Raw genomic sequence first — 12,938 nt, forward strand, 5'->3', positions numbered from 1 at the left:
TACTTTTTGCTTCATAAGCAGTATGATAACCTAAAAGTGGACAATCATTATCCACATTGTACACATATAGCAGGAGATGATGTTTTTGCATATGAAAACAGGAGTTGAGCAATCGGTGTATGCCATTTTGCTGCTTACGTTTTTACCTGAAAAAGCTGTGCTGCCAGGAGATGTTATCAGCACTCAGCTTGGAGGTTCGCCTACGTATTTTCAAAAGCTTCTTCGCAAGCTGGTTAGCGCTGATTTACTTGCTTCCGTTCCTGGAAGCAAAGGTGGATTCCGCTTAAAGAAAACGCCGGAAGAAATTCGAATCTATGACGTATACGTAGCCATTGAAGGCAAGCAGTCTCTTTATTCATCAAGCGGTATTTTTCACGATATGCTTAATTTAAAAGACAAAGATATTTGCTTATTATCCGATTTAATGGAAGAAGCCGAATCTTCATGGCAGTCCATTTTGAAACGGCAAACCATTGCTACGCTCACAAATGAAATTCACAAAAAATGTCCAAAAGAAAACCTGGACATGTTAAAAGCAACAGTAGAAGAAAAAATGGTGCTGTAGCACCCAAAGGAGATTATCATGGAAAACTTAAATAGATATTTTGATTTATTCGATCAATCACGTACAAGCGAACAAGCATTTGAAGAATTGGTGAGCCTTTTTTCAGACGATATCGTATTTGTCTTAAACGGCCACAAAAAGCAAGGAATTGAAAACTGGAAGCTGTTTGTGAAAATGGTGTTTAAAGAAAATGCTGATATTAAACATATGTTCGAAGGCTGGAAAGCAGTTGAAGTTACAGATAAGTTTGAAACGCCTTGGGCAGTGTGCGGAAAACGTTCATCTGGCAGCGTATTTACTCAAACGGGAAAAGACATTGCTAAGCTAGATAAAAACGGGAAGATCAGTTATTTAGAAAATGTGCCTGATGACACAAACATGTTTGATACGTATAAAAATTAATATGTGAAAAGAAGGGCATCGCTAGCCCTTCTTTTTTTACGGCGCAAACCCCTCTTGAGAAAGATAAATCATCGAAGAAGGATAAAATTTTTCAAAATAACGAATGGCTTTGATATGAATGTCTTTCTCATACCAATCGAGGAAACCGTGCTGTTCAAATAGTTCGGGCATCCCTAGCCTTTTAGACGTTTTCCCTAAGGAACCGTCTCCTAAGTACAAGGTATCAATGCAAATTCGGTCCATCATTCCTTCTATTTTCCCAGGAAATTCAGGGGTGAAAGGAAGCATTGGAGCAATGGTTACTTGCGTTGAAATTCCGCTTTCTTTTACTTTTTTTAACGCGTTCATACGAAGTTTCATCCCCGGAGCATAAGGAGAAAAAATTTGTTTTACATCTTCTCGGTCTGTTTCAATAGTCATCGATACGCGAAGATCACATACTTTTTGAAGCTGTAAAAGCAAATCAATATCTCTCGTCACAAGCGGCGATCTTGTTTGAATCAGTAAAAAATCAGGCGGATAATTGATCATCGTTTCTAAAAGAGCCCGAGTGATGCCTGCTTTACGCTCAGCTGGCTGATAGGGATCTGTCGCTGAAGACATAAAGATGCGCACTGGTTGCTCTTTTTTTCGCAGCTTTTGTATTTCTTTTTGATAGACTTCGGCTGCGTTGACTTTAAGCTCTAGCCACGTCCCCCACTCCATTTCTTTAAAACGCTGAATTGGCAGTTCTCGCACGTAGCAAAATTTGCAGGAAAATCCACATCCGGCATACGGATTTAAACTATGAGTATAACCCGATGCCAAAAAGCCGGTCGCTTTTGTTAAAATACTTCTCGAAATGACGTCTCTTTCGTTCACCTTTCTCACCTCTTCGTCCAATAGGTATATCAAGTTCACAAATGAAAAAACTACTTTCCATATGGAAAGTAGCCCTTTATGTTTTCAATTCATCAACTTTGATTTTCTTTCTTTTCACTTGTCGTTTCAAGTAAAGAGGTTAAATATGAATTTAACTCAAATTGGTCCTTTTCAATAAAATCAGATAATACCGGCTACTCTTCTTTTCTCATCTTTCTCCACTCCCTTTGTTTTTTATGTATGTGTTTTCAATCATCAATGGATAAAAGTAATGTACTTAACTCTACCCGTATCTAAACAAAAATAATCATGGTATTTTATACTATTTTTACATTTATGCACGTTTATTTGTATATTTTTTACAACATCACGCACATTAATAGCAAGATTAGCAAACGCATCTATTCTACTATGCAACATGAGAGGGTTTTCATCATGACGATTAACAAATCAAACGATTGTTCTAGTCTGGCTGAAGTAGTTGACCGAATTTTAGATAAAGGTGTGGTAATTGACGTATTCGCTCGTATTTCCGTTATTGGTATTGAATTAATTACCATTGAAGCTAGAATCGTGATTGCGAGCGTGGACACATGGCTAAGGTACGCCGAGGCCATTCGATTGCTTCATAACGAAAGAGAAGATTTCCTTTCTTCCAATAACAGCGGAAACAAACTTGAACAGCTAAACCTTTTGCAAGATTTAGATTTATAAACTCATAAAGGTGGATTAGAGAAGTGAAAGTAGCCGAAATCATGGAAGCCGTGACTGATTTTTTTAAAGAACACGTCGCTCCTCCTCATCGAATTATTTCGTATGAATCGATTCAAAATGGAGGATGGAAAATAACACTTGAAGCATTTGAAGAACAGGAATATATGAGGCGCTATGCAAAAGATGAACTGCTTGGTATCTATGAAGTGCTGGTCAATAAGCAGCATAACATTACGTCTTTTTCACGCACCAGCCTGCGCTATCGAAGCTCCCCAGCAGAGAAGTAAGCCTATTATTTTAATGGAAAGGAATGAAACAGAAATCGATGAGTGAAGCAACGGGCATTTATATTTTTTGCAGCATTCCCGCCACCGAGGCGCATACGTTTGGCAGCGTCACGATTGACCATCAAGAAAGAGCTACTTTTACCATTCACTACCGAGATGCAGCTATAGTGGCCGCGGCCTTTCCTCTTAAAGTTTATCACCCTACAAAAGAGAATGTCACGGCGCATCAGCAGGTGATTTCTAAAGTAATGAAGGAGCATGATTCGGTTATTCCAATCAGCTTTGGCAATGTGTTTCATAGTCAACAAGATGTTGAAATGCTGTTAGAAAACTTATATCCACAGTTCGCCTCCCTTTTCCCACAGTTAAAAGGAAAAATAGAAGTCGGACTAAAAGTAATTGGGAAAGCGGACTGGCTGAAACAAAAAGTGAATCAAGACTCTTCTTTGCAGCAAGTGCGAAACCCGCGTTCTGCCAATGCTGATTTTTATAAACAAATTGCGCACGGAGAAACAGCTCAGAAATTCTTTTTAAAGCTTCAGCACGACTGTAAAAAAGAGCTGTATCAACATTTAGAACCGATGGCTGAAGCGTCTAGACTTAACCCTCCTATTGTCGAAACGATGCTTTTGAACGCTTCTTTTTTAATTGACCGAGAAAAAGAAGCAGCGTTTGATGAACGTGTAAATGACTTGTATGAAAAGTGGAAGCACAAAGCCGATTTTAAATATTCCGGACCATGGGCTGCTTATAACTTTATTAATATTCAATTAAAAGTAGAAGAGAATGTATGATTCATAAATTGCTGCTGTCTCCTGTCACCCTCATTGTAAAAGTAGGACAGAAAATCAAGGAAGAAGCGGATAAAGAACTTTACGATGTCTCTTTTATTCAGCAAAAAATCGTTCATCTTCAAATGATGTATGAACTTGGAGAAATACCAGAAGATGCATATATGGAAAAAGAAAAAGAACTGCTGCTGAGGTATGAAGCAGCAAAAGAATACGAATTAAAAAGATGGGAATCAATGATGAAGAAACAAAAGTGAGGTTAAACGATGGAAAAGCTCATTTATTTATATGGTCTAGTTCCAACCGAAGAAGCTAAGCAAATTTCCTTCCCCGCCCTTGAAGGCATGGACAAGAACAACCCTATCTATACTCTTTGCTTTGATGATATTACCGCATTTGTATGCGACTTGCCAAGCGCTGAGTATTCAGAAGAAAGGCTAAAAGAAAAGATAGAGCAAGATATGAAATGGCTACAAGACAAAGCTATGCATCACCATGAGACCCTTCTTTTCTTACAGAAGCACTACACGCTTCTTCCAATGAAATTCTGTACTGTCTATAAAAGCAGGGACAGCTGCAAAAAAAGTATTGTCGATAACAAAGAAAAAACCCTCTCTTCTCTTCAGCTTTTAAAAAAATCTGAAGAATGGAATATAAAAGTGTATGCCCATACGAATCATTTAAAGAGCTATCTCTTAACATACAATGAAACGATTCAAAAGAAAAAAGAAGAAATAAATACGCTGCCTCCGGGCAGGCAGTTTTTTGAACGTAAAAAGATAGAAAGGCTTATTGAAGAAGAAACAGAAAAAGAACAGCTTTCGCTTTGTGATAATCTGCACAGTGAGATAAGTCCCTACGCTGCTTATCATAAAATCAAAAATAACTGGAGTCAAAAAATAACCGGCGACAGCTATAGCATGTGCTGGAACAGCATCTACCTTTTGTCCAAGAGCAATGTGGAATCGTTTCTAAAAGCCATTAGCAACAAGCAAACGCTTTACAAAAACATGGGACTAAACATTGAAGTAACAGGACCATGGCCTGCTTATCATATCGACACTCTGCGCTCGGAGAAAGATGCGGGATGACATCGCTGCGAAAACAAACGCTCGAGCAAAAAGACATTGCCCTCATTGATATATTAGATGTGATCCTCGATAAAGGAATTGCCATTAAAGGTGATGTATTGATTTCAATTGCCGGAATTGATTTAGTCTATCTTGATCTGCGGGTACTGATTTCTTCTGTAGAAACGCTGATAGGCTCACATGATCGTCAAATCATTTCTTCTGAGCAGTTTGAACAGGAAACGGAGGCGTTGCGAAATGGAAAATAACCTCAAACGAAACGGTCGCATTGAGCTGAGTGCGGAAAATGCTGAACAAGGCCTAGCGCAGCTTGTATTAACCGTCATTGAATTACTGCGGCAGCTCATTGAAAAACATGCGATTCGCCGAGTCGACAGCGGAAACCTAACGGACGTTCAAATCGAAGATCTGGGCGTGGCGTTGATGAAGTTAGAGAACAAAATGGAGGAGCTAAAATCAGTGTTTAACTTTACAAATGAAGATTTAAATATTGATTTAGGTCCCCTAGGAAAAGTGTTATAACAAGGAGTGAAAAAATGGCGGCGGAACATAACGGGCAGCTGGGCACCATTGTAGAAGTATTGGAAAAAGTATTAGATAAAGGTCTTGTCATTGCTGGAGATATTAAAGTGCAAATTGCTGATGTTGAACTCTTAACAATAAAAATCCGGCTGCTTGTCGCTTCTATTGATAAAGCAAGAGAAATTGGCATGGACTGGTGGGAAACAGACCCTTACCTATGTTCCAAAGCAAATCAGTCTTATCAAAAACTTCAGGCGGAAAATGACAGTTTAACGCAGCAAGTGGCATCTTTAACGCAGCGAATTCAAGATGATTTGCTTTCGCTTGATTAACAGCTCACTTTATATAAGGAGGAATAACAAACATGAATCCTGAACAAAAATCTACGCTGTCTCCTATTTCACAAGAGCAGCAAAGCCCCGATACTCAGCTAACGGAAAAAGAAGAGCGTATGCCGGAGTATACGCATACGTCGCTTAATCCAGACTCATAGAACAAAAAGAGAAATGCCTCGGCGTTTCTCTTTTTAATGTTTCTATACTTTTCTTCATTAATCATGACGTTGTGACAAATAAAGGTAAACATAATGAACATGGCGAATGAGTACTATTATCTATTAATGACAAAGGAGAACGAGCATGAAGAAAAAAGTGATGGGAGCAGTTTATGCTCTTTTAACGGTGTTCATTTTAAGTGCTTGCAGTACCGAAGACGTTATGACAAATCATTCAAATCCAAAAGTTTCTGCTTCTACTACAGTTAAACCGCTGACAAAAAAAGAATTTAGTGAAGTTGAAACATCAGAGTTAGCAAATCCTTCTAAAGAAGATTTTCGCAGTGTACGCATGATTCTTACGTTACGCGGTACCGATTCTCTGTCAGATATTCAAGTTAAGCTACCTCACTATAGAGAAGCTTTTAATAACATCAAAGATGATCGGCAAATAAGATATTGGTTTGGCAGCGGTGCAGATGAAGAGCAAGAAAACAAAAACATCTATACAAGGGAATTTATCCTTTATACGAAAGGCTTAACCGATAAGCAAATCAAAGATATTTTAGCAGCAGCTAAGGTAAAGACGTCCTGGGTGGTAAAAGATACAAAAGCGAAGGATCAATCTGAATTTGCTGCTGGTAAAAACATAAAGTTTGAAGCAAAATAAAAAATGCACCAATTAGCAAAAGCCCCCTTTATTAAAAGAGGGCTTTCTCCTATTATTTGAAGAACAATTACCTTGTCACCTGCAGCTAAAGGTTTGGGTTTGAGGCCAGACTTTCAGAGTGCAGCATATCTTCTAAGCTATCTACCCGTTATAAACGCTAGCGCATGTTCCAGGCTTCGGCTCATAGTAGCAGTGATTTTTGTATTGACCAGAAGCGGGCTGGCCGTACCATGTTGGAGGGCATGGAGCGGATGGATTAAAGTACCACAGTGCGTATTTCCCCGGGTGTTCTCTCCAATAATCCAAATTCTTTTTGGCTAACCTTTTTTCAACACCTCTTGCTCTTTGATAAAATACGTTTCCTTTTTGAACAGCCTCGAACGAATAGTTGCCTCCCTGCACCTGATAAATAACTTGCGGAACGGATCTTAAATTCTTGAAATCTAAACAGTTTGCTTTAAGGCGATTTACAATGACATTTCCAACATACAGCATGCCTTGTTTTCCTTCGCCTTCAGCTTCTGCTCTCATCATCCTTGCCATTAAAGCAACGTCTGAATCTCGATAATTTACTCTTGGCATTTTTTCACCCCAAAAATATACTATGAGAAAATTAGTTAAAGGTGAAACAGAAATATTAACCAATGATCTCGCTTAATATTTCTGTCGTGCACGGAAATCAACAGCGGTGTCACAAGCAATCTATACGAGTTGATTTCTCAAATTTGTTCGCTTTTAGACGATATGGGTTTAGTTGTGTCTTCACCTCGCTATAAAAAATAACCTCCGCTAAATAGCGGAGGTTATTTTTTATTTATCCAGCCCACACGTCTTTTGCGTATCGGCCCTTTTCTTCTAGCTGCTGCAGCCATAAGCGAGCGTCTGCTTCACTCACTTTATGAACTTCAGCATAGCTTTTAATAAGCGTTGCTTCAACGTCAGGTGCCATTTGGCTTCCGTCTCCGCAAATATAGAAGTGCGCTCCTTGATCAAGAAGTTCAATCAGTTTCTTGCCATCTTGTTCCATAACGTGCTGAACGTACGTTTTCGGCTGATTTGGTACGCGAGAAAAAGCGGTATGAAGCGTAATGATGCCTTCATTTTGTGCGTTTTCAAGCTCTTCTTGATACAGATAGTCTTCATGAGGTGAACGGCAGCCAAAGTATAAATGCGCTTCTCCAAGCGACTTTCCTTGTTCTTTTAACTGCTTGCGAGCCTGCACAAAGCCTCTAAACGGCGCGACGCCTGTTCCCGGTCCGACCATGACAATCGGTGTTTCAGAGTCTTTTGGCAGCGTAAAGCCTGACTGCGGTGTAGAAACAAAGCACGTAATCGTATCTCCTTCTTGCAGCTCGGCAAGATAGTTCGATGCAATTCCTTTATATTCTCCATATCCGCTCCACGCTTCTCCTGAGACAACGCTAACCGTGATGCTTGCTTGTTTTTCATCCACGCGAGGTGATGAAGAAATTGAGTAATAGCGCGGGCGTATGCTTGGAAGAAGGGCGATAAATTCGCTGAATTCCATTTCACACGCCGGATATTTTTCAAGCAGTTCAAGCATTGTTAAACGTTTTGCTAACACTTGTTCTTTGTACGCCTGCTTTTCAAGCAATGCTTCAAGCTCTACTTTATGCGGCGGGCAGACCGTTTTAGCAGCCATTGCGCGAAGCTGCGTGCGCGTAACAGGATCTTGAAGCTCCACATATTGCAGAAGCTCTTCTACTGATACTGTTTTACCGAGTGGCAAATGCGCTAATTTTTCTTCTTCAGCTTCCAGACGGATTTGCTGTGATACATCTAGACCGAACCTTGCTGTTACACGATTTACTATCTCTTCATAGTTGCGAGGAATAATCCCTAAATGATCTCCTTCTTGATAAGAAGCTTCTTTTGGAAGTTCAATTTCAAGATGACGCGTGCTTCGTGTACTGCCTGGCTGTTGAAGTTCTTTGCTTAATACGACGTTTGCTGAAAACGCACCGTGCATTTTAGCAAGCGGCATGTCCGCAGCGCTGTCGACAAATTGAAGTGAAAGCGTAGATTTATTATCTTCACTGTTTTCAATGTCGAGGTTAAAGTAGGCTGCTACGTCACTCCACATGTGTTCACGCCATTCTTCATATGTGCCTTCAAAGTCGTCGCTTGCATCTGCTTCACCGCGTTCAGCGATGTTTTCTGCTCCTTTAGCGGCAAGCGTTTCATCAATAAAAGCAGGCACTTTTTGATACGTAGTAGCCCAGTTTTTATCGCCGCACCCAAATACGGAGTAGCGAACGCCTTTTACTTCATCAGCAGACGCTTGGTCTAACCACTCGACAAACTGCTTTGCGTTATCAGGCGGATGTCCGTTATACGAAGCCGTTACAATTAACACAGCTCCTTCACGCGGAAGATTTCCTGCGTGGGAATCAAGCGTTGCGACTTTCGGTGCGAATCCTTTGCTCATCGCAATATCCGCTAAATCACGCGCCGTTCCTTCGGCTGTTCCCATATTTGAACCGTATAGCACAAGCAGCGGCGTATTATGAGCGTTTTCTACCTTTTTGCGTACTTTTTTAGCAGACTGTTCAGTGCTAGGTGAAGGAATACCACCAAGCGGAATTTGTTTCGATTTTGCTTTTACCACAAAGCCTTCAGGTTTTAACGTTAAAGTTTCTTTAATATCCAGCTCGTAGTTTGTATGATCTTCAAAATCAAAGTGTTTTAGCATCATACCAAGTACAAGCGTTGCTTCATGAAGAGCGAACTGCTGACCGATACACGCGCGCTGCCCGTTTCCAAATGGTTTAAACGCATGCTGCGGAATCGCGCTTGGGTTTTCAAAACGCTCTGGGCGGAACTCTTCTACATCGTCTCCCCAGATCGTTTTATCACGGTGAAGCTGAGGAATCAGAACCATCAGTTCATCGCCTTTTTCTAACGGATATTCTCCTCCAAGCACCGTATCCTCTTTTGCATATAGAGAAAACGCAGGAGCCGTCGGCCATAAGCGCAGCGCTTCATTTAAGACCATGCCCACATATTTAAGCTGTTTGACTTGTTTGTAGGTTGGAACAGGATCTACTAGAACTCGTGCTGCTTCTGCTGCTGCTTTTTGTAATACATGTGGATTTTTCACTAAGAAATACAGCGCAAATGATAAAAGACCACTTGTTGTTTCGTGTCCCGCAATTAAGAACGTAATAATTTGATAGCGAATGTTCTCGTCATCAAGCGGCTCACCTGTTTCTGGATCTTTTCCGTTTAGCATATGCGTTAGTAGATCATCGCTTTGTTCACCGCTTGCTTTGCGATCTGCAATAATTTTATCTACTAGGTTGTTCATCACCTTAACATCTTCTTGAAACTGGCGCTTATTTTCATCATAAGCTGGGTCATCTGGATTTGCACGCTGCAGCTTTTTCATCGATTCGTCCAATGCACGGACCATACTTGTAATAAACGGGTGCGGCTGATCGCGATAAAAGCTGTTAAAGCGATAGTTAAAGCCGCAAAGACCAATGGTGTCAAGCGTTAATCGCGTCATATCTTCGGGTACTTCAATATGCTCATCTGCATTTAGGCGCTCCCACTTTTGAATAAGCTGTACGGCGATATCGACCATCATCGCGTGATAGCCTTTCATTGCCTGCTGGCTAAAGCTTGGAAGTAAGATGTTGTGTGCTTTTTTCCAGTTTTTTTCATGAGTCCAGCTTGTAAATAAACCGTCTCCTGCAAAATCACGCACAAATTTAAGCGCTTGACTTAAGTTTTTATCGAATCGGGACTCATCGCATGCTTCTTTAATTAGACGCTGACTTGATAAGTAGCGCGTTACACGGCCAGGCGCTTCAAATTTAAAGATTTCCCCTAATTCATCCGCAATTTTCATCAGCGTTTGAAGTGGTTTGTCTGTGTTTAATAAAGGTAAGTTTTTAAGCTCTCCAAACGTTTTTGGCTGAGGCATTTCTTTAATTGTCATGTTATCCCTCTTTCATTTGTTAAGTTTCATGATTGTCTGCTAAGTGCTGCCCACAGACTCTCTTCTACACCTGTAAGAAGTTCATCAGTTAAAGATAAGTAGTCATTTTCAATCATTTCATATACTTCCATGAAACTTCCAAATAAAATAGCAATTAGCGCATTTTCAGGAAGATTCCTAATCACACCTTGCCTTTGTCCTTCTCTGAAGAACCTGCAAACAAATTCCACTAGCTTTTGATATGCTAAGCGGCTCTCTTCTGTTAAAAAAGCTCCTTGGCTATGAGTTTTAATAAATCCAAGAGCACGAGGATGGTTTTTAGTAAATGTCACCATACCTTCAAAGATATGATGAAACCCATCTCGGTATCCATCTCTCTCGTTTGCCAGACCGCTTTCAATGCACTGTAAAAACTCATTTACGTGCTGTTGAAATAGCTCATTTACAAGGCTTTCTTTATTTTTAAAGTAGCGATAAATTGTTCCTGCTCCTACTTTGGCATTCTCTGCAATCATTGGCATCGTTGTTGCATCAAATCCTCTTTCTGCAAACAGCAGAAGCGAAGCAGAAAAAATCGCTTTTTGTTTTGTTGGAGTAGATTCCACTTTATCACCTCTTTCCAAAAACGGAATGAACGTTCATTCCGATATAATTACAAGTATAAAAAACTGCATCTTAATAGTAAAAAGATAACTAGAGAAGTGGAAAGAAAAGGTTCTTTCACTCTAATTTTATACCATTTAAAGGTAAATAATGGAGTCTTTCAGAATATTTTATGCTTACAGAAAATTAGTCCACTTATCCCCTTCATTAACATAATTTAACACAATCTATTAAAGGCAGAAGTTTAAAGGAAAAGCAACGTGGAAATAGAAAAGAGTTACACAAGGCGTAAAGGAGGATTAAAAATGAATCAAGCAAGAGTTATAGAATACGAAGAAATGCTTCGTTCAGCCATGCTTTCTAATAACGTAGAGTTATTAGAAGAATTACTTTCAGATGAGCTTATTTTTGTGAATCACTTTGGGCAATGGTTGTCAAAAGAACAAGATATAAATGCTCATCGTTCAAAAAGTCTTGATATAGCGGGCATCGAAGTGTTGGAACAAGAAATTAAACTGTTTCAGGAACTTGCCGTTACCGTTACAAAAGTAGCGCTAAATGGGTCGCTTGCAACTGGTGAATCTATTGGAGGCGAATACTGCTATACGCGAATTTGGGAAGATGTCGGAGGGAAATTAAAGGTTATTTCTTGTCACTGCAGTTCTAGAGCATAATCAACGCTGTCATAATAAAAAACATCCCTTCTTTACTAAGAGGGATGTTCCTTTTGCTCATTAAAAGATTTTCTTTCTGTCTCTGTCATCTTTTAAAATCTCCACCGCTTCACGGAACCGCTGTGAATGAACAATCTCTCTTTCTCGTAAAAATCGTAAGCTGTCGTTTAAATCTGGATCATCTGATATATCAATTAACCATTGATATGTAGCTCTTGCTTTTTCTTCTGCCGCTATGTCTTCATAAAGATCTGCAATCGGATCTCCTTTTGCCTGTATATACGTAGCTGTAAACGGAACCCCAGCAGCGTTATTGTAATAAAGTGCACTATCATGGTTCACATAATGTTCTGTTAATCCCGCTGCCTTCAGCTGCTCCGGCGTTGCATCTTTTGTTAGCTTATAAATCATTGTAGCAATCATTTCAAGGTGAGCAAACTCTTCTGTCCCAATATCGTTTAGCAGTCCAACAACTTTATCGGGAATTGTATAGCGCTGATTCAAATACCGAAGTGCTGCTGCAAGCTCTCCGTCCGCCCCCCCGTACTGTTCCATTAAATATTTGGCAAGCGTTGGATTACACGTACTTACTTTCACTGGATACTGCAATTTCTTTTCATACACCCACATATAGTTCCCGCCTTTATCTGCTTATATTTGCCATGGCCAAGGGCTTGTTCCCCAGCTCCACTTTCCATCGGTATAGCTGTTTCCATATTGCTGGAGCGGCCCGTACTTTGTTTCAAAGTTTCTTTTTAACTGCATAGCCTGCTGCGCGTATTCGTTAAACTGCTGCATAGCCTGCTGGTCATTTGGATGGGTATCTAAATACAGCGTTAATTCTACTAATGCAAAATCAATCGCCTGTATTTCTTCTAAATCCTGATAGTACTCCGGAGGTAGTTTCTTCATTCTTCATCCCTCTTCTTATCTTTGTATGGATTTTCATAGTAGTCCCAAAAAGCCGGCCACAGCGTGCCTTTTTTTAGCGCTTCTTTCGGTGAAAACTGCTGCAGATTCGGCGGCTGAAATCCCATGTATAATTGAGGCGGCGTAGAATAATACTTCACTCCTATCGGCCGGCAAGGATCATAGATACTGTGGAAAGGCTGATAGGTCTTAACCGGTGTAAACATCTTTTTTGGATTGTTATCCATGAAAAGTCCTCCTCTAAAAACATACTCTGTTTTATCCTATTCAGCTTTTATCGAGTTCATGAAGGAATTTACTTCTGACTTAGGAACCAAACTTTTTTTCATAAAAAAGACCTATGTAAAAAACGCTATAATTGCCCAATGCCT

20 protein-coding genes are annotated in these 12,938 nt (G+C 40.0%); 13 read left to right on the forward strand and 7 right to left on the reverse strand.

Going from position 1 to position 12,938, the window contains the following annotated elements; all coding sequences use genetic code 11:
* Window positions 1-85: 85 nt before the first annotated feature.
* Entirely contained in the window at window positions 86-565 is a 480-nt protein-coding gene (locus SB717_RS23835) for an RrF2 family transcriptional regulator (RefSeq protein WP_013057917.1), read from the forward strand.
* 18 nt (window positions 566-583) lie between these two features.
* Complete coding sequence (locus SB717_RS23840; protein WP_410904925.1) at window positions 584-967, forward strand: nuclear transport factor 2 family protein; 384 nt, start codon at window positions 584-586, stop codon at window positions 965-967.
* A 36-nt stretch (window positions 968-1,003) separates the two neighbouring features.
* On the opposite strand, the gene SB717_RS23845 is transcribed toward SB717_RS23840, so the two are convergent.
* Window positions 1,004-1,828 carry an SPL family radical SAM protein gene (locus tag SB717_RS23845; protein WP_410904926.1) on the reverse strand — a complete coding sequence of 275 codons (825 nt, stop codon included), beginning with the start codon at window positions 1,826-1,828 and terminating at the stop codon, window positions 1,004-1,006.
* A gap of 435 nt (window positions 1,829-2,263) precedes the next feature.
* Between SB717_RS23845 and gvpA the strand changes: the two genes are divergently transcribed.
* The 10 genes from gvpA (at window position 2,264) to SB717_RS23895 (ending at window position 6,396) form a co-directional block, all read left to right on the forward strand.
* Window positions 2,264-2,542, forward strand: a complete 279-nt coding sequence (gene gvpA, locus SB717_RS23850; protein ID WP_029714942.1) for a gas vesicle structural protein GvpA — start codon at window positions 2,264-2,266, stop codon at window positions 2,540-2,542.
* Window positions 2,543-2,565: 23 nt separating this feature from the next.
* Window positions 2,566-2,829 carry a gas vesicle protein GvpO gene (locus SB717_RS23855; protein ID WP_029714943.1) on the forward strand — a complete coding sequence of 88 codons (264 nt, stop codon included), beginning with the start codon at window positions 2,566-2,568 and terminating at the stop codon, window positions 2,827-2,829.
* A gap of 23 nt (window positions 2,830-2,852) precedes the next feature.
* Entirely contained in the window at window positions 2,853-3,623 is a 771-nt protein-coding gene (locus tag SB717_RS23860; RefSeq protein ID WP_410904927.1) for a GvpL/GvpF family gas vesicle protein, read from the forward strand.
* Window positions 3,620-3,877, forward strand: coding sequence for a gas vesicle protein GvpG (locus SB717_RS23865; protein ID WP_410904928.1), 258 nt, complete (start codon window positions 3,620-3,622; stop codon window positions 3,875-3,877). Before SB717_RS23860 ends, SB717_RS23865 begins: the two co-directional genes overlap by 4 nt.
* A gap of 9 nt (window positions 3,878-3,886) precedes the next feature.
* Window positions 3,887-4,711 (forward strand): GvpL/GvpF family gas vesicle protein, encoded by an 825-nt coding sequence (locus tag SB717_RS23870; protein WP_182005040.1) that lies wholly within the window; start codon window positions 3,887-3,889, stop codon window positions 4,709-4,711.
* Window positions 4,708-4,959: a gas vesicle protein gene (locus SB717_RS23875; protein WP_029714946.1), complete on the forward strand. Its 252-nt coding sequence runs from the start codon at window positions 4,708-4,710 to the stop codon at window positions 4,957-4,959. Before SB717_RS23870 ends, SB717_RS23875 begins: the two co-directional genes overlap by 4 nt.
* Window positions 4,949-5,233, forward strand: a complete 285-nt coding sequence (locus SB717_RS23880; protein ID WP_182005042.1) for a gas vesicle protein K — start codon at window positions 4,949-4,951, stop codon at window positions 5,231-5,233. The genes SB717_RS23875 and SB717_RS23880 overlap by 11 nt, the downstream gene beginning before the upstream one ends.
* Before the next feature lie 14 nt (window positions 5,234-5,247).
* The gene (locus SB717_RS23885) at window positions 5,248-5,565 is read left to right on the forward strand and encodes a gas vesicle protein (protein ID WP_013057928.1); all 318 of its coding nucleotides are present in this window, start codon (window positions 5,248-5,250) and stop codon (window positions 5,563-5,565) included.
* A gap of 32 nt (window positions 5,566-5,597) precedes the next feature.
* Entirely contained in the window at window positions 5,598-5,726 is a 129-nt protein-coding gene (locus SB717_RS23890; RefSeq protein ID WP_013083966.1) for a hypothetical protein, read from the forward strand.
* Window positions 5,727-5,871: 145 nt separating this feature from the next.
* Window positions 5,872-6,396 (forward strand): hypothetical protein, encoded by a 525-nt coding sequence (locus tag SB717_RS23895; protein WP_410904929.1) that lies wholly within the window; start codon window positions 5,872-5,874, stop codon window positions 6,394-6,396.
* A 141-nt stretch (window positions 6,397-6,537) separates the two neighbouring features.
* Here SB717_RS23895 and SB717_RS23900 read toward each other — a convergent pair whose 3' ends face one another.
* The 3 genes from SB717_RS23900 to SB717_RS23910 all read right to left on the reverse strand — a co-directional run bounded on the left by SB717_RS23900 (window position 6,538) and on the right by SB717_RS23910 (window position 10,965).
* Entirely contained in the window at window positions 6,538-6,978 is a 441-nt protein-coding gene (locus SB717_RS23900; RefSeq protein WP_013083968.1) for a cell wall hydrolase, read from the reverse strand.
* Between the two features lie 232 nt (window positions 6,979-7,210).
* Window positions 7,211-10,360 (reverse strand): bifunctional cytochrome P450/NADPH--P450 reductase, encoded by a 3,150-nt coding sequence (locus SB717_RS23905; RefSeq protein ID WP_410904930.1) that lies wholly within the window; start codon window positions 10,358-10,360, stop codon window positions 7,211-7,213.
* Window positions 10,361-10,386: 26 nt separating this feature from the next.
* The gene (locus tag SB717_RS23910; protein ID WP_098622241.1) at window positions 10,387-10,965 is read right to left on the reverse strand and encodes a TetR/AcrR family transcriptional regulator; all 579 of its coding nucleotides are present in this window, start codon (window positions 10,963-10,965) and stop codon (window positions 10,387-10,389) included.
* 303 nt (window positions 10,966-11,268) lie between these two features.
* Here SB717_RS23910 and SB717_RS23915 point away from each other — a divergent pair, with 303 nt between their 5' ends.
* Window positions 11,269-11,637: a nuclear transport factor 2 family protein gene (locus SB717_RS23915; RefSeq protein WP_410904931.1), complete on the forward strand. Its 369-nt coding sequence runs from the start codon at window positions 11,269-11,271 to the stop codon at window positions 11,635-11,637.
* Window positions 11,638-11,697: 60 nt separating this feature from the next.
* Here the strand turns inward: SB717_RS23915 and cotJC are convergent, their stop codons facing one another.
* From cotJC to SB717_RS23930, 3 genes are read right to left on the reverse strand one after another with little or no spacing between them, the layout of a single operon-like run.
* Window positions 11,698-12,267, reverse strand: a complete 570-nt coding sequence (gene cotJC / locus SB717_RS23920; RefSeq protein ID WP_025751043.1) for a spore coat protein CotJC — start codon at window positions 12,265-12,267, stop codon at window positions 11,698-11,700.
* Window positions 12,268-12,288: 21 nt separating this feature from the next.
* Complete coding sequence (locus SB717_RS23925; protein WP_025751042.1) at window positions 12,289-12,549, reverse strand: spore coat protein CotJB; 261 nt, start codon at window positions 12,547-12,549, stop codon at window positions 12,289-12,291.
* Window positions 12,546-12,794, reverse strand: coding sequence for a spore coat associated protein CotJA (locus SB717_RS23930; RefSeq protein WP_013057939.1), 249 nt, complete (start codon window positions 12,792-12,794; stop codon window positions 12,546-12,548). The genes SB717_RS23925 and SB717_RS23930 overlap by 4 nt, the downstream gene beginning before the upstream one ends.
* Window positions 12,795-12,938: the final 144 nt, after the last annotated feature.

The organism is Priestia sp. SIMBA_032, from assembly GCF_046535215.1.
Lineage (GTDB): Bacteria > Bacillota > Bacilli > Bacillales > Bacillaceae_H > Priestia > Priestia aryabhattai.

Bases quoted from the DNA above. Each gene is read 5' to 3' on its own strand.
- SB717_RS23900 (WP_013083968.1), bottom strand. From the start codon at position 6,978: ATGCCAAGAGTAAATTATCGAGATTCAGACGTTGCTTTAATGGCAAGG.
- SB717_RS23865 (WP_410904928.1), top strand. From the start codon at position 3,620: ATGATTCATAAATTGCTGCTGTCTCCTGTCACCCTCATTGTAAAAGTA.
- SB717_RS23915 (WP_410904931.1), top strand. From the start codon at position 11,269: ATGAATCAAGCAAGAGTTATAGAATACGAAGAAATGCTTCGTTCAGCC.
- gvpA (WP_029714942.1), top strand. From the start codon at position 2,264: ATGACGATTAACAAATCAAACGATTGTTCTAGTCTGGCTGAAGTAGTT.
- SB717_RS23905 (WP_410904930.1), bottom strand. From the start codon at position 10,360: ATGACAATTAAAGAAATGCCTCAGCCAAAAACGTTTGGAGAGCTTAAA.
- SB717_RS23925 (WP_025751042.1), bottom strand. From the start codon at position 12,549: ATGAAGAAACTACCTCCGGAGTACTATCAGGATTTAGAAGAAATACAG.
- SB717_RS23860 (WP_410904927.1), top strand. From the start codon at position 2,853: ATGAAACAGAAATCGATGAGTGAAGCAACGGGCATTTATATTTTTTGC.
- SB717_RS23840 (WP_410904925.1), top strand. From the start codon at position 584: ATGGAAAACTTAAATAGATATTTTGATTTATTCGATCAATCACGTACA.
- cotJC (WP_025751043.1), bottom strand. From the start codon at position 12,267: ATGTGGGTGTATGAAAAGAAATTGCAGTATCCAGTGAAAGTAAGTACG.
- SB717_RS23880 (WP_182005042.1), top strand. From the start codon at position 4,949: ATGGAAAATAACCTCAAACGAAACGGTCGCATTGAGCTGAGTGCGGAA.
- SB717_RS23870 (WP_182005040.1), top strand. From the start codon at position 3,887: ATGGAAAAGCTCATTTATTTATATGGTCTAGTTCCAACCGAAGAAGCT.
- SB717_RS23885 (WP_013057928.1), top strand. From the start codon at position 5,248: ATGGCGGCGGAACATAACGGGCAGCTGGGCACCATTGTAGAAGTATTG.
- SB717_RS23930 (WP_013057939.1), bottom strand. From the start codon at position 12,794: ATGGATAACAATCCAAAAAAGATGTTTACACCGGTTAAGACCTATCAG.
- SB717_RS23890 (WP_013083966.1), top strand. From the start codon at position 5,598: ATGAATCCTGAACAAAAATCTACGCTGTCTCCTATTTCACAAGAGCAG.
- SB717_RS23875 (WP_029714946.1), top strand. From the start codon at position 4,708: ATGACATCGCTGCGAAAACAAACGCTCGAGCAAAAAGACATTGCCCTC.
- SB717_RS23895 (WP_410904929.1), top strand. From the start codon at position 5,872: ATGAAGAAAAAAGTGATGGGAGCAGTTTATGCTCTTTTAACGGTGTTC.